Source organism: Streptomyces sp. NPDC004667 (assembly GCF_040609475.1).
Classification (GTDB): domain Bacteria; phylum Actinomycetota; class Actinomycetes; order Streptomycetales; family Streptomycetaceae; genus Streptomyces.
On sequence record NZ_JBEXKC010000083.1, the window covers coordinates 1 to 21,851 of the forward strand.

Below are 21,851 nucleotides of genomic sequence, written 5' to 3' on the forward strand. Positions count from 1 at the left end.
TGGGGCATGGAGGCCGTCCACGAGGACGTGCCGCGCGGCAAGAAGGTCGACCTCGGCACCGTGGGCACCACCGAGGAGATCCTCACCGGTCCCTCTGTCTACTTACAGCGTGCCGTCAGAGATATGTTCGGCCGCGTCGTGCGCGACCTCGTTGGCGATGCGCACGCCATGCCTCTCGCCAGCGGCCAGGAGGGCTTCCCTCACCTCCGGTGCCGGTCTGCCGGCATGCGTTGTGCGGATCTCGGCCAAGGCCCTCTCGTACCGTGCCACGTGTTCCTGAACCCGGGGCATGGCCTTCTCGTAGTCGGAAGCGTCAGCCACACGGACAACCTACCTCAGCCAGCTGGTGCTTCATTCTCTCTCTCGGATTGACTCTGGAACCGATGGACTGCACCACTGGCTCGCTGCGTCGCCGATCGGTGAAGCTGCGGAGTCTTTGATGAACCCAGAGAGGGGCCGCAGGGTTCGGCTTCTCCTGCTCTCGTCCCGGGCTATAGGGATGGCTCCAACGGCCAGCGTGGAGGCTGGAGTTCGCGCAGACCGTAGTCAGGGGGCAGCCATCCCTTCTTCCTCCTGTCGATAGTCTTCTGAGTGTGCGGAGGTGGGTACGGGCAGCCGTACATCCGCTCAGGTTCAGCCGCGTCCCAGGGCTGTCGGTAGTGGACAGTGCACACAGGCCAGACCGTCTCCTGATGCGGTTTCGGTACCGCTGTCGCGCCTTTGCGGCGGCGGGGTTTGTGGCGTGGTGGCTGGGGCGGGCGCAGCTTGCAGCTCTCGGCGAAGGTGGCCAGCGGCGGTAGGCCGGTGCTTTCCAGCGGATCGGTGAAGAGCGGGCCGTTGGTGCCCGTCTTGAGCCTCCAGACAAGGGCTGCGGCCCGCAGCAGGGGGCGGGCCCACGTGGGGACGGGGTGGGTCATGCAGCTCCGGCGGAGGCCATGGTCGTGAAGCGTGACGGTCGAGCCGTCCAGGGCCACGTCGTGGACGTGGACCGTATCGAGCTGGGTGGTGCAGGCCGCGGTGAACACCGCCGTGGCGAGCTGGGCAGCCAGGTGCGGATGCGCGGTAGCCCGGTGAAGCCGCCAGGCGACCTCCGCCTCTGTGAGGGGAGGCATCACCGGCGGGAAGAAGTCCTGCTCGGCCGCCATGGGCGCGGCGCACTGGCAGGGGCTGGCCGGCTCATCGTCGGCGATTAGGGTGGTCAGGGCCGGCAGTCCGATCCAGCGGTTCGCCAGCGGGCGCAGCGGCCCAGGCACCTGCCGGCCCGGGGTGGCTGGCTCGGGCGCGGGTAGCAGCGCGGTGAGGTGGGTGATGGGGGTGGCGAGGATCCAGGCGGCGGCGATCGACCAGGCCGGGGCAGTATCGAGCTGGCGGTAGCCGTCCAGGGGGACGGGCTTGCCCAGGGCGGCGAGGATGTCGTAGGGGTCCAGGACCACGGTGACCGGTGGCGGGTTCGGGCAGTGGAGCATCAGGCCGCCAGGCGGTGGCTCAGCTTGCTGTAGGCCCAGCGCAGCAGTTCCTCGTCCACGCTTTGGCGTCCGGACTCCTTCATGCCGACGGTGAGGTGGTGAGTGATCTTCGCCCAGGCCCGGAAGTTCCCGTGGGCCGCTTCCTGGTCGCACAAGGCGATCAGATCCGGGTCGGAGTCGGCCCAGATGGGGTGGAAGGCCGGGACGACGGCCAGGACCTCGTCCAGCGGCATCCGGTCGATCTCCTGCCATGCATACACCCTGGACTCCAGCATTGGCTCGCTCTGCAGCATCTCGAAGCAGCCGTTGCCGCCAGTGAAGACGATCGTGAGATCAGAGTCGGCGTCATCCCAGAGGTAGCGCAAATATTCGAAGCACATCTTGGACAGCCACTGGGCCTCATCGCAGACTAGGACGTGCGCTTCCTCCAGCGCGCCGCGCAGCATGCGGTCGAACTCGATCGCATGAGAGGGCGAACGGCCCTGCAGGCCCAGGGCGTGGAACAGTTCATGGCGCAGGTCCCGTCTGGAGGGGCGTGCACGGAACTGGATCCGGCGGGTGAGCTTCGGCGCGAGCTCGCGCAGCGAGGCGTTGACCTCGCCTTCGCCTCGATCGCGGCCCTGATGTTCTCCCTGGCCGTGAGCAGCGCACGGGTAGAGACCACCTGGGCGCCCGGCAGGCGCATGAAGTGGTTCTCCCGCTCCCGGGGCAGGCGCCCCCTACGTTCAGCGGTAGCCATCTGGCGTCACTCCTTGCTGCCCGAACCGGGCTCGGTGTCCGTCGTATCGGCCGGTGCAGCGGTGCCGAGGCTGTGCTTCGGGGTGGAGGAGGATGTGGCGGGGCGTGGACGGGGCCGTGCCCAGCCCGCGGGCGGCTCTCGCGGCGGGATCAGGTCCGGCAAGGCTCTGGCCGCCAGATCCACCGCCTGAGCCCGGACGATCTCGGCCTCCGCCTCACTCGCGGTCTCCGTACGCCGCCGGCCCGGCACTGCTGCGGTCGTGGTGGCGGTGTAGCGGGTACGGCGCAGCTTCTCGGCCGCCTTCAGGTCCGCCTTCAGCGCTCTGGCCCTGCTCTCACGGACCCGGGACAGGGCCCGGCGCTGAGCCGGCGTCGCGGCCTCGGCGAGATAGGCACTGCCCAGATGCCGACCCCAGCCCTCGGTAGAGAACACCTCGATCCGCCCGTCGAAGTGCGGCAGGTACCGCAGCCGTACCCTCGTGCCGACATGGCCGGCCATCCAGTCCGCGATATCGGCCCGGCGCCGCCAGGAGACCCCGTTCGTGGAGATCTTCCGGATCCGGCCGTCGTCCTCCAGCGCGAAGAACGCCAACCGCTCCTCCGGGACATCCTCGACAGGTGTTGGGTCCGCCTCCCAGGCCTGCGCGGGCGTGCGGCCGCCGGTGAGGCCGGCCGGGCGGTGCTCGGTGTTCCACCAGGCCACCCAGTCCAGCAGCACCTTCACGAAGTCCGGGTACGGCAGCAGGTCCCCCACCGGATCGGGCCGGTACGCCTGTGCGGGCCGGGCGCGGCGGGTGTACCCGGGGAGGGAGACGAGCAGCATCTCCTCCACCGCGCCGTTGAGGGCCTCGATGGTGCCCTTGCGGTAGGGCTTGCAGGCCGGGAGATCATCGACTGGGACAGCGAAGGCGCCCAGAGCCCGCGACACCGCCTTCGACGGGAAATCCTTGCCCCGGTCCACCCGCACCCGGCCCGGCAGGCCCCCGAACGGCCCGTACGGATCCTCGCGGCTGATCCCCGCCCGCAAGGCGGCCAGGACCGCGTCCCGGGCCGGCTGATGCGGGGTGACCGCTACCCCCACAACCACCTTCGACGCCACATCGATGAACCACGTCACCCACGGACACACCGCCACCCCGTCCAGGGTGACCCGGACCGGGATCCGCTTATGGTCGCCCTCCCAGCACGCGTTCCGATGCGTCGGTAGCCGCTTGCCGTACACATCAAACCGGCGCCGCGCCGCCTCACCACCACGCAACCCCGCCCGCTCCCCCACCGACAAATCCCGCACCACCGCCCGGTGGAACACCGACAACGACGGCACCGGGCTCGACGACGGATCCCGCGCGGTACGGGCCACCAGCTCGCGATGCACCGCAGAGACGTTCCCGCCCCACAACGCCAACAGACCCCGCATCTCGTCGGTCACCGTGAAGCGCGAACGCGCCTTCCGGCCGGTCCGCCCTTCAGAACGAGCGGCCGCCAGCCAGCTCCACACCGTCCGTTCCGACACCTGTAGAGCTCTCGCCACCAAGCGAACGTGCGCACTCGTCAACTCATCGCGCGCGTCCAGAACCAGCAGGCGTGAGACCGCTCCCTCACGCCCCAACCCAGCCGACACATCCGACCCTGCTGAACAGGATCCAAGGCCTTCCTCCACCGACCTCACCCCCGAACCGCACGCTTATTACAGGGGGACGCTGTCCAGCAACCCGAAGGTCACACGGACACACCGCATGAAACACCCAAACGGGGTACTGGGTCACACGAAAAACGTAAGGACCCGCGTTCCTAGGTCTCAGCTCAAGCAAGCTGTCTACCCACACAACTGACATCAGTTGCCCGCCGCTGGGAAGCGGGTGAGGGGAGCAATCGACAAGTAAGCGCGCCTGGGCTCAACCGGGCGATTGTCAGTGCCGGGAGGGAGGATAAGGGGTGTGGAAGGAGGTCTCGTGTCCCAGTCGGATCCTGCTCAAAACGATGTTTCTCCTGCGCCCAGCGGATGCAGATGGTGCGGCATAGAAGCCTCTGTGCATGCCCGGCAATGGGTGGAAGAAGTGGGGTGGCACGCCTGGACAGCGCCCACCCTCGCCCAACGCAAGGAACGCATGATCAAACGACGGCAGAGTCGCCGACCGGCAAGCCAGTAGCCAGTGCTTGAACCTCAGCAAAGAACTGTCGCAGCTGTTCGGGTACCTCATGGGCAGCCCGCAGGTTTGTCGCCAGCCCGAAGACCATATCCGGCTTACCGTTAGGGCTCGTCTCCCCAGCCTGTTCCTTAATCATCCTGAGAATGTCTGAGCTGAACTTCCCTCCTCGGTGCTCAGCGAAGTCTGACGCCTCCCAGACCAGAGGAGCGGCACGGGGCCAGCGTGCATTGGCAGCGGCAGCCCACTGCTCGTCGCTGAACAGCTCTTCCAACTCGTTGTACCCAGCCGCCTCGCCCACATAGGAGACCTGAGTGTGCAGATCGAGGCCTGCTCGGCGGATTCGGTCGGGCTTGAAGAGCTTGTTGTCGCGGCTGTCGGCATCGACCATCAGCATCACGGTTCGCTGGTGCTTGACCAGGTAACTGGCCAGGTGCAGAGCGCCCTCGTTGTTCTCGCATCCCCAGAGAGCGACACCGGCTGCTTGGAGAGACAGACCCTGCGACAAGCGGAAGAGTAGGGGGACGCTCTGGCGCTCGGTGTCCCCCTCTACTGCCAAAAAGCAGCGTTCGTGGAGCAGCACTGAGTTTCGCAGACCGAGGGCGGAGGCGATCTGGCCGAGGTGGAAGTCGATGCCGTCGTGTGAGTCGACGACGAGACGTTCGACGACTGTGCGGCCATCGTTGCCGAGCCTGAGATGGACGACATCGGCGATGTCGACGCCGTCGATGAGGTTCATGGAGTGTGTCGCGACGAGCACGCTGACGTGCGACTGCGCGCACTGCTTGCGAATGATGTCCATCACGGTGCGCTGATGGCGGTAGTCGAGGTGCGTATCAGGCTCGTCATAGACGACGATCGTCTGGGTAGGTTCTTCGGCGTCTTGTTCCGAGGCTGCGGCCAGTTCGGTCTTCTCCAGCAGGTTGCTCGTCCACTCCCACACTGCGAGGGCGATACGACGTGTGCTGCCCTGTCCGGAGCGCGCGAGGTCCACTAGCTCCCCGTCGGCCCGCGAGACGTGCAAAGGGGCTCCCTTGAAACCACCCCTGAAGGAGACCTCCGGCTTGACCTCAACGCCGACGAACTCGGCGCAGTGTGCGCGGATGTGCCGACACAGGGAGTCGGCCTCCTTCTCCAGCCGCTGAGTGATCTCTGCTTCAATCTCCTTCACCCGACCCTGGACAGTCTCATCCTGCAAGTGAAGCTCGTAGCAGCTGCTCAGCGCCGTTCGGACGGCGTCGTCGGGACTCTCGTCCTTGCCTCCGAATGCAAGCAGCCTAGGCAGCCGCTCTACCAGCTTCTTGGGAAGCGGCTGCCACATCTCAGACTGCGGCGATGTCGCCGCATGCGCTGCCAAAGAGGCAAGGAGGTCGTCCTTCAGGTTGCCCCCGGCTACGAGGCCGAACTCCTCGACCAGAGCCGCGAGTGCCGGTCGGAGCAACCTGCTGAGATCACGCAGGCGCGGGTCCTCAGGCTGCGTTCCCAGGTACTCCAAGGACACAGCTTCGCCCGCTCGGGCTCGACGCCGGATCCGGATCACTGCCGGCAGGTCGCCCTCACAGCGCTCGGCCAGGTTCAGAGCGAAGGTTCCCTCCACCCGGGTTTCCGCGCACCGGCCCGACTCCGAACCGCTCCCGACCTGGTACGTACGATCTTCGTCAACCAAGCGGTAAGTGCCCAGGAGGAAACCGAGCGCTGCCAGCACACCGCTCTTACCACCGTCGTTGTGACCTGCAAGGATCGTCGGTGAACTGACAGGGATGTCCTCAACACGGGACAGTGAACGGAATCCGTAGACGGAGAAGCTGTTGAGGTGCACGAAGAGCTGCTCCGTATCCCCGCCCGGACCCCACCAGACGGTTGTGCCTTATGAGTTCGTGCAAGCTGCGCCACTGGGCAGTCATGCAGACCACTAATACTAGAGTGCTCCAGCGCGGCGCCTGAGGTGCTTTCAGCCAGTTCCCATGCTCCTGGACTTCGTCTCGTCTGGGCAGCCTAAGGACCGGTCCGACTCCCCTGATTGCCGGATCGGCGAGCAGGGCAGCTCTTCCAGCACCACGAGGGGGGCTGATGACACCGAAAAAGTCGTTGGCGGCGCAGCTGATGCAGGCGTACCGCGATGCGCAGAAGGCCAAGGCTGCAGCTGCCAGGCAAGCAGAAGCTGAACGAGTCCGGCAGGCTCGCGTCGCGGAACGGGAAGCGGCACAGCGGGCCAAGGAGGAGGCACAGCGGGAGCGGGAGCAGACGCAGGCCTGGCTGCGGGCCAAGAAGCAGAACGAGCGGGCTCGTGCCGAGGAGGCGCGCAAGGCCGATCAGATCGTCCGGGATCTGGAGAAGCGTGAGGCGGCCCGGGTGAGGGCTGCCGAGCAGAAGAAGAAGGCCGCGGCTCGTGAAAAGACCGAGGCGGATCGACGCGCCAGGCAGCAGGTGAGCGAGGATCTACGCCGCGAGGCTGCGGCGAGGACAGCCGACGTCGAAAAGCAGGTCCAGCGCGTGGAATCCGTGCTCACCACCAGGACTACGGGACTGCACGCTCACCGCCTGCCAGTGGAGGACGCCCTGGTCAGCCGCGGCCCGGACGCTATGACCGACCGTGTCGAAGCCGCGCTCGTCCAGATCGTCTACCCGCCAGGGCTTCGCGGTGTGTGGCGCACCGCGTTCGCGCCGGAATCACGAGAGCTGGTGCTGGAGGTCGAGTTCCCCGGTCAGGCGGTCGTGCCAGCGGTCACGCAGTACCGCTACAAGGCATCGACCCCGCCGGCGGTCGTGCCACAGCCGCGGAAGGAAGCTGACGCCAAGGCCATGTACAGGGACCTCGTAGCCAGACTCGCCCTACGCGCCATTGACGAGACCCTCGCCGTGACGCCACCTGCCCTTGTCGATGTCGTGGCATTCAACGGACACGTCAACGCCAAGGACCGCGCCACCGGAAAGGCCGTCCGCCCTTGCCTGATCAGCCTGCGTGCCAGTAGGAAGACCTTCGAAGAGCTCGTCCTCGACGAACCAGAACTCGATCCCGTCCAGAGCCTGCGCTACCTCAACGCCGTCGTCTCCCAGCACCCGTACGACCTCGAGCCCGTCCGCCCGGTGGTCACCTTCGACCTCACCAGATACAAGCTGGCACCCGAACAGGACGTGATCGCCGGCCTCGACAGCCGCCCCGACCTCGTAGCACTCGACCCGATTGAGTTCGAACACCTCATCCGCCGGCTGTTCGAGGCGATCGGGCTCAAATCCTGGGTCACCCAAGCCTCACGTGACGACGGAATCGATGCCGTTGCCCTCAACGAGGAACCCCTCATCGGCGGACTCTGCATCATCCAGGCCAAACGCACCAAAAACGCCGTTCCTGCCGAAGCTGTCCGCGCCCTCGCCGGCGTCATGCACGACAAAGCAGCAGCCAAGGGCATCGTCGTCACCACCGCCTGGTTCGGCAAAGCCAGCCACGACTTCGCCCACCGCACCGGCCGCATGGAACTCATCGACGGCCGACACCTCAAAGCGCTCCTCCTCGAACACCTCGGCATCGACGCTCTCATCGGTCTCCCCAAACTCCCACCCGGCTGGGAAACACGAGACCTCACCTAACCCCGCCCCGCCCCGCCCCCCCAACACCAGCCACTGGTAGGCCACCCGAGGCCCCACAAACCACCACCCACCAGGCAGCACACTCACATCGGCTGCCTACAAGCTCGGCGCCGACCTCACCCTCGCTTCGGCATCACTCTTCAGCAGCGAATCGGCATTACGCCTTCAGCAAGCCCGCACCCCCCACAGCAAACCCACAGGTCACACGACGCAACATCCACTGAAAACGAAACGCCGAAGCACTGAACAACCACCGCCGATTAGCACGCGGGGAGCAGATCCCGCACAGGTATACGTATCCGGCGAGCAGGGGGTCATCCCCGCATACGCAGGGAGCAGGCCGCTACCGCCGCGATCCTGGTCCTGGTCGCGGGGTCATCCCCGCGGGCGCGGGGAGCAGGAGCAAATGCGGTCACCGTGCCGGTAGGACTTGGGGTCATCCCCGCGGGCGCGGGGAGCAGGGGCAGACCCAGCGGCTGGTGCTGTCCGGTCTGGGGGCATCCCCGCGGGCGCGGGGAGCAGGCTTCCTGGCCTGGGAGTCTACGGCCCAGCAGGACCTCGCCCAGGCACTTCCACCGAAACAGAGAAGGAGCCCAGATCGCATCAAATGCCAAACCTAGTCGGCTGGAGCAGCACGGCGGGCGGGAGCAGCCCGCAGTGTTGTCCCGGTGGCGGGGGTGAGGGCCGCCCCGGCTGGGGCGGCCCTCCAGGTGGTGCTGGGTCAGATGCCGTGCTTGATGAGCGACATCACTTGGAGTACGAGGAACAGGATCGTGGAGAACATGCTGAGAGCCCCCTCGAAGCTGAGGCGGGCCCAGAACTCCTTCCAGGCGACGTTGAAGTTCCGCCTCTGGCCGTCGGTGTCGGCCAGCTCGGTGTGCCTGGCCTGGCCGATCTTGATCCGGGTGGCGGTGCGGTGCCACTCGTTGATGCGGACGAGCCCCACGTTGCAGCCCAGCAGGAAGCCGTGGAGGGGCTCGGTCTCGGGGATCTCGCTGCCGTGGAGCACGGTGAGGACGTCTCCGCGGCTGAGGATGATCCCCTTGTTGCGGGCGTTGGCCCTGATCTCGACGGAGGTGAGCGCCTGTGTCTCCATCAGGTCCCGCAGGAGTTCGCGGAAGTCGTAGGCGGTCGTGCACAGCGCGAGCGCGGTGCTGACCGTCATGGCCTCCGAGGGGCTCCAGGCGGTGGTCTGCTGCCGGCGCTCGACCTCCTCGCGGACGAGCTCGGCGACGCTCGACCGGCGCTGGCGGGGAACGCCGCCGGCCTGGCGGCGCACGGTGGCCTCCGAGTCGGTGGCGACCGCCTCAACGCGGCGGAGTTCGCCTTCCTCGGCGGCCAGCCAGCGCTGCTTCCAGACCGGCTCGTCCGCCTCGGGGTCGCAGCCGCTGATGAAAGCCCAGGCCACGTCCCAGGTGGGCAGCTTCTTGCCGGACACCGCGCCCGACAGGGCCGCGGTGGAGTAGTGCACGCGCTCGTTCAGGGCGGAGAAGGTCAGTCCCGCGCCGTCCTTGAGGTCGCGCATGGCGCTGGCGAGCTCCCGCAGCTCGGGAGACGCGTCGGGGCTGATGGGGCTGGGCTGGCGCGGCATCAGCGGCCTCCCGTCCGCCCGGTGATGCGGCGGCGGACCCGCCGGGGCGGCCAGAACGCGGCGACCGTGGCCGCGACGTTCAGGCCGAGGCCGACCGACTCCGCCGGTGACAGGCCGGCGAAGCCGCAGATCAGGCCCGCGATCGCGCCCGCCACGAGGTAGAGGGCGAGCCGGGCAGCGGAGGCGTGACGCTGGATGAACCGGGTGAAGCCTTCCCAGAAGCGGCGGATCGCGCTCAGCGGCGCGAAACCCCACAGTCCGGGGACAGGCGTGGGCAGGCAGATGCCGCCGCGAGGATGCGTGTGAGCTTGCATCGGGTCTCGGACCCTTCCTGTTAAGGCAGGGTCCACCACCGTGGAGGCACGCGGTACCGGATTCCATGGCGATGGACCCTGCTGACCTCGGAACGCGGTTCCACCCGGGAGCGCCAACTCCCTCTTGATGCGGAACCGATGACGCTCATTCATCTTGACCCACGTCCCCGCACGCGTACAGAGCGTGATTTTCACTCTTCCGGTCCCTTCATCGAAACCGAAGTGAAGAACCCCCGAAAATGCTCTGACCTGTGAAAACGTGCCAGGATCGGGTTCGTAACAAATCCGTTGCGCCACTACGGTGGATGAACAACCTCCGGAGAGAGCACGATGGGGACCCAAGCGGCCCTGCGGCCGTCTCGGCGCCCGTCCTGACCTCGGACACGCTGACACCCGGGTGGCCTGCGCCAACAGGACACCCACTGGCTCGGCCTCCCCGCCCGCACGCCCCCGGCACGCGGGACACACGCACCTCTGGGCGTGTGAGCGGGGAGGCCGAACCCATTTCCGGCGGACGCACGGCTCCCGCACAGCCAACGCCGGGACATCACCTGCGGGTTCCCTGAACCCGGCGCTGAACCAGCGCCTGCTGCCGCGGCGGCCGGCCGGCACAAGCCGAACCACAAAGGACGACCCCCGCCACCCGGCGCTCCCGCCACCCTGCCCTGTCCCGGCAGCCCGGCCGTCCCGTCGCGGTCCGACGGGCGCTGTCACGCCTCACGCACCCCAGGGCTGTGCCTTGTCGGCGCATGCCAGCGCCGATGAGCTGGGGAGTTCTGCCCTCCGTCAGATGCCCACTTCGATGTAGTCGATGTCGGTGAGCTCCGCCAGCAGCCCCTGGGCTCGGGTGCCGCCGTCCTTGAAGTACGTCTCCTGCAGGTTCTTGGCGGCGAGCGTCTGGAGCTCTCTCTCGGTGGCTCCGGCGTCCTGGGCGGCCAGCAGCCGGCCCGCGAACTCCGGCGGGAGGTGCTGGGTGATCCGCCGCATCCGCCCGTCATCGCTCGTGCCGGGAGCTGCGGTGAACCCGAACCGGGCCCGGGTCACGATCAACAGGCCGGTCTGCTTCGTGGCCTTCTCCCGGGCGCGCTTGCGTACCAGGGGCTGCCAGCGGCTCCGTACCTCGGCCTCTGTCCGGCTCGCGAGGTCGGCTTTGGGGCGCTTGATCTGGTCCTTCACGTACCGCTCGACGGTGCGCTGCGAGATGTTCAGCAGGGCGGCCACGGCCTTGGTGGAGCCCTTGTGCTGCTTGACGAGGTACCGCATCTGCGTGCCCGCGTTCTTCGGGATCGGGCGGGTGCTGTGTGCCTGCGCGGCCCGTTCCAGGCTGTCTCCGACGATGCCCATCAGTCCCCGCTCCTTTCTGTCCCACATGTGGGGGCGGTTTCGCGGCCGGGTGTGGCGGGTGGTCGTCCGGTGCGGCAACCTCTGTCGCTGCGGGAGATCGTGTCGGGGCAGAGGGAAGCCGACCTCGATGTGGTCGAGGTCGGCCTGGTGTTCCTCTAGTTGCGCGGTGGGGCGCCCAGGCGTACGACCTGGGGTTCGTGGGTGCTCTTGCGGTTGCCGGTCTGCGGGTCGATGCGGAAGATGCCGCCGGCTCCTCTGATGACGTTGGTGGAGTCGAAGAGGTAGAGCTGGGCTGCTACGGCATGCACGCTGGGCGGGGTCTGGGGTGTGTCGATGGCCTTGCGGATCGCGAGGCTCGCGGTGAGAACGGCATCGTGTGCCATGACGGCCCATCCGCTGGCCAGGTGGGTCTTGTCGAACTGCTGACCGTGGTGTTCGCGGACGAACTCGTCGGCGAAGTCCTGGAAGAGGCCGCGGTCGGGGTTGGTGCTGTCGGCGAGCTGGGCCGGGTCGGCGAGGGGCACGTAGAGGACGGAGATGGGGGCCTCGGGGTCTTTCAGGGCGTCCAGGCTGCGGTCCAGGGTGGCCGCGTCGGAACCGGTGACCACGGTGATCGGGGTGGTGTGGCACGGCCGCTGGCGCAGGTCTTCGAGGAAGTCGCCCAGGTGGTTCGCGCGGCCGGCGTAGAACACCAGGTCGGGCTCGACCTTGCCGCAGAGGTTGTTGCTGATGGTGCTCAGGCCGGTCCGTACGGCGTCGTCCCTGGCGTCGAACCTGAAGAAGATGCTTCCTGCCTGCAGGTAGGGCAGGAGTCCGGTTGCCGGGTTCCGGATGGCCGCTTCCTGGGACTGCGTGTAGAAGTCGGTCGTTCCGTTCGGGGTGTTCGGCGCGCTGACGAGGGCCGCGGTCTTCAGCTCGGGGTGCTTGCGGATCTCCTGGGCGAGCGCCTGCAGCTGTGCGCTGGTGTTGGGGGCGATCCGTACCAGCCCGTCGATGGCGCCGCCGCCGTCGATGCCGCCGGTGGTGTCGAAGCCGTCCGCGGTGATGAGGTCGCCGACCATCGGGATGGACGCCTTGGACAGGGACCGTGCGGCGTCGATCGACTCCTTCTGGCTCAGGCCCATCCCGGTCACCGCGACGAGCCGGTCGCTCTTGCCGGTCATCTTCTTGAGCTGGTCGACGACGGTGGACCAGCTCGTCTCGTCGCTGCCCATGTTGGCCAGCACCAGCCGGATCTTGGGGTAGGTGTTGCCCTGGTTCGCCTCGTGCTGGGCGATCATGGCTCCTTCGACCTGATGGACGGCGCGGTCGCCCGTCAGGCTCTTGTCGCCCTTGGTCAGCGGCCCCATCAGCGCCACCGTGACGTAGCCGCCGGACTTGACCGCGGCCTGGTTCTCGGCGTCGATCGCGGCCAGGGCCGGTTCGAGACCCTTGCCGAACACCTGGTGGCCGTCGCTGCCATCAGTGATCCCGGCGCACCAGGCCGGCGTGGTGGTCAGCGCGGCACTGTCGGTCTCGCAGTGGGACTTGCGCCATTCCGTCTTGGCCCGCGCCGCAGCCTCCTTCTGCGACTGGTCGTGCCACCACAGGCCGCCGGCGACCATGGCGCCTGCCACGACCGCCGCGCCCAGCCCGATCAGCCAGCCCCGACGCCCCGGTCCGAAGAACCGGGCCGGGTGCCCGGTGGCCGAGCCGTCCGAAGAGTCCTGCCCGGAGGGTCCCGCGGCACCGGGGTCCCCGGTCTGGGCCGTCGAAGAACCCTCCTGCGAGGCCTCCGTGGCGCCGGGACCGGCCGTCGGGACCGCCGCAGTGCCCTGACCGGAGGCCCCCGTGGCCCCGGACTCCGTGGCCGGGACCGCCGCAGGACCCTGTTCGGAGGGCCTCACGACCCCGAGATCGACCGTCGCCACCATGGGAGAGGGCGGCGGCGAGGGCACGGCGTCCTCCGGCTGCCGCAGGGGGGCCCGGCCGTCGTCCAGGGCCTGCCACACCTCTGTCCAGAGGGTCCGGTCCTCTTCCTTCACCCCGCAGACCCTGAGGAGCTGCTGCACGAACACCAGCTTCGGGAGCTTGTCCCGGTTCAGGGTCGCGGCCACGGTGGCCTTCGGCAGCGGCAGGCCTCCCAGCATCGCGGCCTTGGCGGCGACCTGGTCGCCCGTCAGTCCCGTGGACCGCAGGACACTGGTCAGTTGCCCGCGGAAGTCCTTCTGAGTCATGACCGCGTACAGCTTCTCCTGCCAGACGGCACCGCCGCCGGGCCCCGTCAGGCCCGTCACGCCACGCCTCCGGGCAGTGCGGCGGCGGGCTTCTCGAACCACGAGCTGATCTGGGCCGCCGTGCCCGCCGCGACCGTCACGAGCCCGAACGCGTCGAGCATCGAGTGGCCGGACTTCAAGAGCACGGCAACCACCACCACGACCACCACGAACACCAGCACCCGCAGGCCGCCCGACAGCGCACCCGTCCCGCAGGACGGGGCGTCGGGAGCCGGCCGGGAACTGTGACGCCTCAACGATCGACGAACTTGCATGGATGCCTCCTGGGCAGCGGACGTACGGACCAAGCCCGAAGGCGCTTACCGGGCGCCGAGTACGGGCTGTGATGGGAAGTAAGCCTGCTGTGGTCGACGGACGTAGGGCAACCCTTGATCCAGCACGGAACACAACCGCCCCGATCCGCTCAGGACGCGCCCCCGTTCCACGCCCGCCCGCCGGCGCTCCCGGCCCGGAACACGACCGGCACAGGCCCCGCCGCGAGGGGCGGCCCGCCGTTCCGAACCGCCCGCCACGCCACGCACGTTGTGGGCGCTGACCTGGGCATCAACCGTTCGGAACGCGCCGGAACCACTATTCGATCTTGACTATCGCCCCCGAGCCGTGGTGAAACTGGACGGAAGCAGCCGCCCCCTGGCCGGCTGCGGCCGTGACCTCCTCGTCAAGTCCTCCTGGGCACGACGCGGACAGCACACGGACCATCAGAGGGCCCCTGTTACCGGCAGGGGCCCTCTTCCGTACACGCTCCGCGACCGCCGCCGACATTCCGAACGAGCCCCGCGGATCCCGGCGATCGTACCGACCGGCACATGCCCCGGGCAGTTGAAGGAACAAACACACCATCAGGCCAGTCCCGGCAGCAGGACACCGGCGAGGCACCCGCCCAAGCGGCTTCCGCCCGGCCGGGGTTTTCGTCAATGACCCCGGGCCCGCCAACGCCAAGCTCACAGCCTGCAGGTCGCCCTCCGAGACGGGGTCGTCAGGTGCAGCAAAAGAATCGGGACGCCCACGGCACCGGGGATGGGAAGGACGTGAGCGGTGTCGTCCTCCGCGGACGGCGGCGAGCCACGACGAGACCGAGCCGCGCCCGTCAACGCCGGCCGACGGGGGTGCTGGGGCCCAGCGAAGGCCCCAGCACCTATGCACCGGATCACAGTTCTGGCCCTCCGCCCCATGCCGGCAGACGCCACGGAAGACACCTGAGCACAGCGAACGGCGGCTACCTCCTCTCGCAACGAGGGGGTAGCCGCCGTTCAGCAGCTGATGTTCGCAGAGCTTCTTCTAGTGAGAGCTCAAAGTCATGACTTTGACCTTAGAACGCCGCCTTTCCAAGGTTTCCAGAAATGCCAGAAGTCAAAATCGCCTTCCCCCGTCAACAACCTGATCTGGACTCTCCAAGAATCTCTCGACCTCTTTCATAAGCCGATCAATTTCACTCTCCCGTAGCGTGCGACGAAGACCCCTGAGGCGATTATCGAGGTTTCTCCTCAAGTCACCGACAGGCAGAACAGGCCGAGCGTGCTCAACCTCAAGCGCCTCTTCTTCAAGGATGTCGAGATAGTCCCTCGCATCCTCATCCCCAGCCAATGCCGCCTTCTTCCACCATCGATTCGCGAGTGGCTGATCTCCTAGGAGTTCAAATAGCTCAGCGACACGCCGAAGGTCTTCAGGACACGACGATGAAGACACAGTCAAAGCGTTGAGAGTCTCGATCAGCTCAGTCAGAGCTTTGAACTTTAGAGATTTCCCAGCCGATCCCCCGGCCGGGGGCCGGCCCGAAGGCCGACCCCCCTGCCCAGGGGCTGAGATCTCTCCCAGCCCCCTGTCATCCGCCTGCTTCCAGAGTTCCAGCAAGACCAGACGGACGAGTTCATCCCTCTGTTCCCGATCAATCAAGTTCATGCTGACACCTCCTCGGATGACGTGATCATTTTCTTCTGAAGGGATTTGATGGCGGCCCTGTAGTAACGGTGGACACTATCTACGCCGATGAACAGCTTCTCTGCGACGGATTCGGGATCAATATTCATCAGTACACAGTGAACAATCACTTCCCTCTGCCTCTTCGGCAGTTCGGATACCATCCGAAGGATTTCATCCCCTGCACTGTCGACAATCGACAGTGCAGAGGTTCCGGAGGGTGAATGCCGGTCAGGGATTTCCTCGTTCGGAACGAAGACCACAGGGGGCTTCTTACGGCGGTATTCGCTCACGATGGTGTTCTTGATGATCCTGCGGCCGTAGGCCGGTAGATTATTGGGGACGGAAGAGTCGGGCTGGGAAAGCTTCTGGAATATGCGCTCCATCGCGATTTGGACGAGGTCTTCGGAGAGGTGTCCGTCGCCGCCGGTTTCGTAGAGTGCCGCGTTCAGAAGTCGCGGCCTCAGGTCGGTAAGCAGGCCCTCGATGTCGGGAGGAGCGGTCTGCGGGGGGTTCTCACTCAAGCCACCCTCCGTTCCGACGGCTCCTCCAGCGGCATGAACACCCCGGTACCCGTCGGCGGCGGCTTGAGCAGGAGCCAGTCGAGCCGGCCCTGTTCGTACTGGACCGCGAGTCCCCCGTCGGGGAGGGCCTGGGCGACCGCGATCAGCGACGCCCGCTGCTCGCGCTCCGCGAGACGTTCCTGGTGCGCGGCCACACACAGGTCAACAGCACCGAGCAGCTTGCGCACGGCATACAGAAGCAGGAACAGGAGGGAAGATCCCAACCCGAAGCCTGCGATGTCGGGCCAGTTCACGTGGCCTTGGCTCCCTTCTACGAACGAGTCAGCTGCGAAAGCCCGTGGGCCTTCACTCACTAGACGCAGAAGAGGGCCGAAATCCGGATGCCCTGGCCCCACCTTTCTAAAGTTGCAGGTCAGAGGGCACATGAACGACAGCGGTGGTACCGGACCGTCATCGCCCTTGCCCTCGGCCCCGGTTGGGCGGGGGCGGTCGGATCAGGGGCGAGGGCTTCCCCGGCTGGACTGCTCCCGTTCCGCCGACGCGCCTGGACGGTGTTCGCCGAGTGGCCGCCTCGGGTCGCGAGAGCCCCAGGCCTGCTGGGGGCGGCCCCGAGGTGGTTCGCCACGTCACCCGCGCCGACCCGCCGCGGGGCCCGCCCGCCCGGCTCACGGCCCGCGAACAGGAGGTGCTCGCTCTCGTGGCCGAAGGCCGCTCCCACGCGGAGATCGCGGCAGAGCTGTTCCTCTCCGGCGCTCGCGGCTGCGGGCCTTGACACGCCGGCCCCGCGCGGTGGGCAGCAGGCTGTCCAGGACCATCCGAACGCTGGGCAAGCCCTCCCCGCGATCGGTCAGCCGGCACGTCAGCGCCGTGACCGGTCCGTGCAACTCCCGGCCGAGGCGGTGACCGGTCATCGGTCACCCGTCATCGGTCGGCTGGGTCTTCGCCGGGAAGACCGGGGTGGCCGTGACCGGTGCCGCCTGGCCGGAGCGCCTCCGGCCGGAGTGGGCAAGCCGGTGTTCGGGGGGCTTGCCCAGGCTCCCCTTGGGCTTGCCCGGCGTGCGTCACGGTCAGCTGCGACGGCGAAAGAGGCCGCGGTCGGACCTGCCGGGCCCCGACCCTCCTCCGGGGTCCACGTTGGTTGCGATTGGGCGTCTGCCGGGTTGTCCACCCACTCCCACTGGAATCATGGACATGACCAATCATTCTCCGGGGGGATGTGCAATGAGCGGTTTGGAGGACCTCGCGTCCGGGGCGGTCGATCTGATGGCCGCTGCCGGCACGGCTGCGGCGACGGGCATGGGCAGCACGGCTGCGACTGCGGTCGCGGACATCGTCCGAAGCCGGCTCAGAGGAGCCGGGCAGGACGCGGCTGTGGCGCAGTTCGACGCGGCTCCTCAGGAGCCCGGGTCCCAGACCGCCCTCCGTGGCGCTCTGGTGGCTATCCTCACGGCCGATCAGGCCTTGGTCGTGCAGCTCACCGATGCCCTTTCGGCAGCGGCAACCGACACGGTTCCCCCGCCACCGGTATACGTCGCCTCCGGTGGGGGAGTCACCGTGCAGGGGTCGGGGAACAGGCTTCGGGGCAACTTCGCCGGCCGGGACCAGATCATCCACAACATCCGCCACGGGGATGCCAGGACTCTTGTGGTCCTGGCCGTGGTCGCCATCGTGCTCGCTTTTGCCGTTTACGGCGGCGTCCAGGCCGTCGGAGGGCTGGATACCGGTGGGACGAACGGACAGCCCAGGGCCGGTGGGACTCCCAACGGTGCGACCGGCCGGCAGGGCGGGACCGGGACACAGCCGCCGGCATCCCCATCGGCTCCGAAGAACACCGTGCTGTGGACGGTCCCCAAGCAGCCCTGGCCCTTCTCGTCGCCCGTGGTCAGTGGCGGCAGGGTCTACTATCTCGCGTTCGACGAACGTGCCGGCGTCGAACTCGTGGTCGTCGACGCCTCAACAGGCGCGGCAGTGCCCGACTTCACCGCGAAACTCGACGCCAAATCCCTGCCCGGGCCCCTGACGGTCGCCGACGGGCGCTTCTACCTCGTCGACGACAACGGGGTTCTGTACGCCGGCGACGACAAGCGGATTCTGTGGAGGTACTCCACAGGTGCCACGATCCTGACACCCCCGAAGCCGACGGTCGCCGACGGCACGGTCTACTTCGGTGGAAGTGGGGTGAGCCACGAACTGCACGCAGTGGACGCCACCGCCGGAACGGAACGCTGGACATTCACCGCGAAATCACGCATCTCCACGGCGCCGGCCGTCAGCGGCGGAGTGGTCTACACCGGAAGCGACGACGGTGACCTCTACGCGCTGGACGCCGCGACCGGAAAGCCTCTGTGGACGTTCCCCGGAGGCGAAGGCTTCTTTCACGGCGCTCCCGTCATAGCCGGGGACACGGTCTACATCGCCGGGGACAAGGGGACCATGTTCGCGCTGGACAAGACACGTGGCACGAAGGTCTGGACGTTCCACGCCGAGGGCGACGCAGAAGGTCTCTCAAGGTATCCCTTGATCTTCGGCAACACGGTCTACTTCGGCAGCGACAACAAAGTGTTCTATGCCCTCGCCGCGGACACCGGGACCAAACGCTGGTCGGTGACGACCGGCGGATCCCTCGCCCGGTCCCCCGTCCTCGCCGACGGCATCGTCTACTTCGGCATGTGGTTCGGCAAGCTGTACGCCTTCGACGCGGTCACCGGCAAGGAAGTCTGGACCCACACAACCGAGGGCGAGTTGCCGCAGGACCCCGCGATCGGCGAGGGCACCGTCATCATCGCCACACAGAACGAGAACAAAACCGAAGGGCACCTGTACGCCCTGCACCGCTGAAACCGCACAACCGGCAGACCCTGCACCACACTCGCCCCTCTTGGCCGGCAGTCGCGATCCCGTCCGGCCGGGAACGGATCAAGTCCACGGTGCGCTAGCCCACGTCCGAGAGCAGCGGCCGGCCCCACTCCCAGTACCGGCACAGCTTGTGCACCAGATCGAACACCGTGCGGACCAGCCGATGGACAATACCGCCTGCATCGTCACCACAGGCTGGCGTTCGAGTGCCGCATCCGGGACAGGCCGCCTTGACCGTGACAGCCTTGGTTCGCCCTGTTCCTGAGCCTTCCTGCGGCCGGGTACCGGTGTGCGGGCTCTACTCATCCGTGAGGATCAGATGTCCTGGATGCTCTGATCGAAGGTCACGCTCACCACGACTTGATACGGCACGATGTGCACGGTTCCGTCCGGAATCAACACGCGGGCTTGGCCGCACTGCCAAATTCGCTTCCAACTCAACACGATCCGTACGGCAGTCCTTTCCGGGACTGTGACGCCGATCTCCTCCTCGAATAGATGGGTGCTGCCGATCGTGAGGGAGAGCGTGCGCTGGAGTTCGGTTTCTATGCTTCCTTTTGCCGCGATCCAGAGGAGGTTCGCACCCACGTCTGCGCGCATGGTCTCGCCGTGGTTCTCACCCAGGGTCAGAGTTCGGGTCCACTCCCGGCTGGCCGTCAAGCGGCGGGTCACGGGAGCAGAGCTGGAACGGTTGTCGATCAGACGTACTTCGTCGCCGAGCCGTTCCTCGATGCGTGACATGTGCGTTACTTCAAGGACCCGGGCGTCCCTGGTACCGGCCGAGGAGGCCTCAGGGATCGAGCGGCCCTCAGGACTCAGCTCGATCCTTGCCGAAAATTGCGTTTCGACCACCCGGCTCTCAAATTCTATGACTGCACCCGACTCAACCAGAATGCTCACTGTCTCGCTTTGCTTTGCCCCGGCGTTGTACCATCTCTGTTTCCAGCGCAGTTGGACGTTATGAGGGCCCGACGTCACAGGTATGCTGATTTCACTGTGATTACGCAGCTCACCCACTTGAATTCCATCAATCCACACGCAAAATATGTTGATGGAATAGTCGGGCTCCTCTCGGCGTATTCGTACCGTCCCGCCAGATACGGCTAATCCTCCAAAACTGCTCATCATGTGAGTATGGCGGGCAACAGGCGGATTGCACAGGACGCCGGCTTCTGAACGTGATCGGGTGATGTCGGTGCAGTTCGCCTGACGGCGGCCGCTCAGCTCCGGTAGCTCTGAACCGTGAGATACGCGCAGGGTGGCGGGTCGACCGACGCCGGGAGGGCCGCGCGGGAACGGATCCGGCTGCAGGCCGTGGAACGCTTCGAGCGCGGGGAGACGAGGCCCAGCGAGATGCAGGTCGCCGGGCTGGAGCGGGAGTTGGAGCGCGGCCACCTGGCCCACGGCTGGGTTGCCCACCTACGCGCCCGGCCTGAACGCGCGAGAGGACATCTGGTCGATGGTCATCGACGGCTGCCTTGCCGACACGGGCCTGGCCCTGGACGCGTGAACACCACCCTGCCCGGCCGAACGGCGATGGGGCGAACACAGCAGGAGTCCCAAAGCTGCTGGTCAGATACGGTGACGGGATGAACGGGAGCCTTCCTGCCGACGTATCCGACGCGCTTGCGGCAGTCCTGATCGCGGACAATCCGTTTCATGTCGCGCTCCGAAGGCAGGTCCCGCACCTCAGGGTGCGAGCGCGCTGCACATGCGGGTGCGGCACCGCCTACTTCGAGCTCGACGGCAGCGAGGTGGAACCTGCGCCCGTCGGACCCGGCACTGTCGTGGCGGCCGAAGCACAGCTCGTCACCGAGGCGGGCGAGTGCCCCGGTGAGGTCCTGGTCTTCACCCGGGACGGCTACCTGTCATGGCTGGAAGTCTGTTCATGGAGCGACGACATCGAAGTGACACTGGCCACCGCGCGTCACTGGCTGCAGACACGCTCTTGACCTCGAGCGACCAGCACCCAGCGGGCCCCGCGACACCGCCGACGTCGCGAGTTCACGTTCAGTCGCCCTGTGGGCAGGCGGGAAGGATACCGCCTGCCCAAGCCCTATCCGGAAGGGTTCCGCCAGGACGTCGTGCGGATCGCGAGGAATCACGGTCCGGGTGTGACGGTCGAACAGGTGGCCACCGACTTCGGGGCCCATCCGTTGACGTCGTGGAAGTGGACAGGGTTCCCGTCGCGGCGACGTGCCGGGGTGCTCTGGCTTGCAGACAGCCCTACTGCCGCCGGCTCGGCAGGCCGGTGCCCGACGCCGTACCGGAACAGGCCTATCGCGCGGACGCTCTGTTCGACGCCCACCGCGAGGACCCGGAGTTCGGCTACCGGTTCCTGGCCGATGAAGCAGGCGGCAGCGGGGCCGCGATGGCCGACCGCACCGTCTGGCGGATCTGCCTGGACAACCACTGGTGGAGCGTGTTCGGGAAGGAGCACGGCCGCTGCGGTCAGGCCGGCCCGCCCGTGCACGACGATCTCGTCCGTCGTGACTTCGCCGCGAGTGGCCCGAACCGGCTGTGGCTCGCCGACATCACCGAGCACGCCACCGGCGACGGGAAGCTGTATCTCCGCACGATAAGGATGTGTTCAGCGACAGGATCGTGGGCTACTCCATCGACGTGCGCAGGCCACCAAGCAGCAGCAGATCCTGATAGGCGAGAAGGTACTGGCCGGCCAGGGCCAGGACGCCTGGCCGAGCTGTGGTCCGGCCGCCGGCCTCGGCGCGGACAAGAGCGACCCGTATCCGGCGTCCGGCCCCCGGAAGTCCTTAGGGGGTGTGTACCGGCCGTCGACCCAGACGTTCTACGAGCGTGACGGATCCGGCGGCACGCTCGGTTCGGCGAAGTTCGGCAACCCCGGATGGACCCCGCTGACCGGCGACTTCAACGGCGACGGGACGGACACGATCGGCGCCTACGACCCGGTCGGACAGAAGTTCTACCTGACGAACTACAACAGCACCGTGGCCGCCGGCTTCGTCTACGGCAACCCCGGCGACATCCCCATCACCGGCGCCTGGTGACAGTCTGTCGGCAGAGAACGGCGATGGCCCCGGGACCATGACCTGGGGTCATCACCATCGGCAA

17 protein-coding genes and 3 pseudogenes are annotated in these 21,851 nt (G+C 67.2%); 7 read left to right on the forward strand and 13 right to left on the reverse strand.

The features are described 5' to 3' along the window. Nucleotides 1-372, forward strand: a pseudogene (locus tag ABZW32_RS32125) (hypothetical protein); the annotation flags it as partial. A 119-nt stretch (nt 373-491) separates the two neighbouring features. On the opposite strand, the gene ABZW32_RS32130 reads toward ABZW32_RS32125, so the two are convergent. From ABZW32_RS32130 to ABZW32_RS32145, 4 genes are all read right to left on the reverse strand, one after another. Continuing rightward, nucleotides 492-1,433, reverse strand: a complete 942-nt coding sequence (locus ABZW32_RS32130; protein WP_356222775.1) for a hypothetical protein — start codon at nt 1,431-1,433, stop codon at nt 492-494. Nucleotides 1,434-1,465: 32 nt separating this feature from the next. Beyond that, nucleotides 1,466-2,050: an ATP-binding protein gene (locus tag ABZW32_RS32135; RefSeq protein WP_356222844.1), complete on the reverse strand. Its 585-nt coding sequence runs from the start codon at nt 2,048-2,050 to the stop codon at nt 1,466-1,468. Nucleotides 2,051-2,211: 161 nt separating this feature from the next. Next, nucleotides 2,212-3,633, reverse strand: a complete 1,422-nt coding sequence (locus ABZW32_RS32140; RefSeq protein ID WP_356222778.1) for a Mu transposase C-terminal domain-containing protein — start codon at nt 3,631-3,633, stop codon at nt 2,212-2,214. Nucleotides 3,634-4,316: 683 nt separating this feature from the next. Then, nucleotides 4,317-6,170 carry a hypothetical protein gene (locus ABZW32_RS32145; protein WP_356222781.1) on the reverse strand — a complete coding sequence of 618 codons (1,854 nt, stop codon included), beginning with the start codon at nt 6,168-6,170 and terminating at the stop codon, nt 4,317-4,319. Nucleotides 6,171-6,421: 251 nt separating this feature from the next. Here ABZW32_RS32145 and ABZW32_RS32150 point away from each other — a divergent pair, with 251 nt between their 5' ends. Next, complete coding sequence (locus ABZW32_RS32150; protein ID WP_356222784.1) at nt 6,422-7,939, forward strand: restriction endonuclease; 1,518 nt, start codon at nt 6,422-6,424, stop codon at nt 7,937-7,939. A gap of 721 nt (nt 7,940-8,660) precedes the next feature. On the opposite strand, the gene ABZW32_RS32155 is transcribed toward ABZW32_RS32150, so the two are convergent. The 8 genes from ABZW32_RS32155 to ABZW32_RS32190 form a co-directional block, all read right to left on the reverse strand. Next, nucleotides 8,661-9,530: a hypothetical protein gene (locus ABZW32_RS32155; protein WP_356222787.1), complete on the reverse strand. Its 870-nt coding sequence runs from the start codon at nt 9,528-9,530 to the stop codon at nt 8,661-8,663. Further along, the gene (locus tag ABZW32_RS32160; RefSeq protein ID WP_356222789.1) at nt 9,530-9,844 is read right to left on the reverse strand and encodes a hypothetical protein; all 315 of its coding nucleotides are present in this window, start codon (nt 9,842-9,844) and stop codon (nt 9,530-9,532) included. Before ABZW32_RS32160 ends, ABZW32_RS32155 begins: the two co-directional genes overlap by 1 nt. A gap of 786 nt (nt 9,845-10,630) precedes the next feature. Continuing rightward, on the reverse strand, nt 10,631-11,188 hold the full coding sequence (locus tag ABZW32_RS32165) for an XRE family transcriptional regulator (RefSeq protein WP_356222792.1): 558 nt from the start codon (nt 11,186-11,188) through the stop codon (nt 10,631-10,633). 155 nt (nt 11,189-11,343) lie between these two features. Further along, a complete protein-coding gene (locus ABZW32_RS32170) occupies nt 11,344-13,464 on the reverse strand; it encodes a hypothetical protein (protein WP_356222795.1) in 2,121 nt (706 codons plus the stop codon). After that, nucleotides 13,461-13,718, reverse strand: a complete 258-nt coding sequence (locus tag ABZW32_RS32175) for a hypothetical protein (protein WP_356222798.1) — start codon at nt 13,716-13,718, stop codon at nt 13,461-13,463. The genes ABZW32_RS32170 and ABZW32_RS32175 overlap by 4 nt, the downstream gene beginning before the upstream one ends. Nucleotides 13,719-14,814: 1,096 nt before the next feature. Next, nucleotides 14,815-15,363 (reverse strand): hypothetical protein, encoded by a 549-nt coding sequence (locus tag ABZW32_RS32180; RefSeq protein WP_356222801.1) that lies wholly within the window; start codon nt 15,361-15,363, stop codon nt 14,815-14,817. Further along, nucleotides 15,360-15,905 carry a sigma-70 family RNA polymerase sigma factor gene (locus ABZW32_RS32185; RefSeq protein ID WP_356222803.1) on the reverse strand — a complete coding sequence of 182 codons (546 nt, stop codon included), beginning with the start codon at nt 15,903-15,905 and terminating at the stop codon, nt 15,360-15,362. Before ABZW32_RS32185 ends, ABZW32_RS32180 begins: the two co-directional genes overlap by 4 nt. After that, nucleotides 15,902-16,198, reverse strand: a complete 297-nt coding sequence (locus ABZW32_RS32190; protein ID WP_356222806.1) for a hypothetical protein — start codon at nt 16,196-16,198, stop codon at nt 15,902-15,904. Before ABZW32_RS32190 ends, ABZW32_RS32185 begins: the two co-directional genes overlap by 4 nt. A gap of 368 nt (nt 16,199-16,566) precedes the next feature. Here ABZW32_RS32190 and ABZW32_RS32195 point away from each other — a divergent pair. Together ABZW32_RS32195 and ABZW32_RS32200 are read left to right on the forward strand one after the other, a co-directional pair. Next, a pseudogene (locus ABZW32_RS32195) lies at nt 16,567-16,659 on the forward strand (LuxR C-terminal-related transcriptional regulator); the annotation flags it as partial. Nucleotides 16,660-17,126: 467 nt separating this feature from the next. After that, nucleotides 17,127-18,743, forward strand: a complete 1,617-nt coding sequence (locus tag ABZW32_RS32200; protein ID WP_356222809.1) for a PQQ-binding-like beta-propeller repeat protein — start codon at nt 17,127-17,129, stop codon at nt 18,741-18,743. Between the two features lie 333 nt (nt 18,744-19,076). On the opposite strand, the gene ABZW32_RS32205 is transcribed toward ABZW32_RS32200, so the two are convergent. Beyond that, nucleotides 19,077-20,165, reverse strand: a complete 1,089-nt coding sequence (locus tag ABZW32_RS32205) for a hypothetical protein (protein ID WP_356222812.1) — start codon at nt 20,163-20,165, stop codon at nt 19,077-19,079. A gap of 185 nt (nt 20,166-20,350) precedes the next feature. Between ABZW32_RS32205 and ABZW32_RS32210 the strand changes: the two genes are divergently transcribed. The 3 genes and pseudogenes from ABZW32_RS32210 to ABZW32_RS32220 all read left to right on the forward strand — a co-directional run bounded on the left by ABZW32_RS32210 (nt 20,351) and on the right by ABZW32_RS32220 (nt 21,787). Beyond that, nucleotides 20,351-20,713: a hypothetical protein gene (locus ABZW32_RS32210; protein ID WP_356222815.1), complete on the forward strand. Its 363-nt coding sequence runs from the start codon at nt 20,351-20,353 to the stop codon at nt 20,711-20,713. A 678-nt stretch (nt 20,714-21,391) separates the two neighbouring features. After that, nucleotides 21,392-21,454 (forward strand): annotated as a pseudogene (locus ABZW32_RS32215) (hypothetical protein); the annotation flags it as partial. An 87-nt stretch (nt 21,455-21,541) separates the two neighbouring features. Next, the gene (locus ABZW32_RS32220; protein WP_356222818.1) at nt 21,542-21,787 is read left to right on the forward strand and encodes a hypothetical protein; all 246 of its coding nucleotides are present in this window, start codon (nt 21,542-21,544) and stop codon (nt 21,785-21,787) included. The last annotated feature ends 64 nt before the right edge of the window (nt 21,788-21,851 follow it).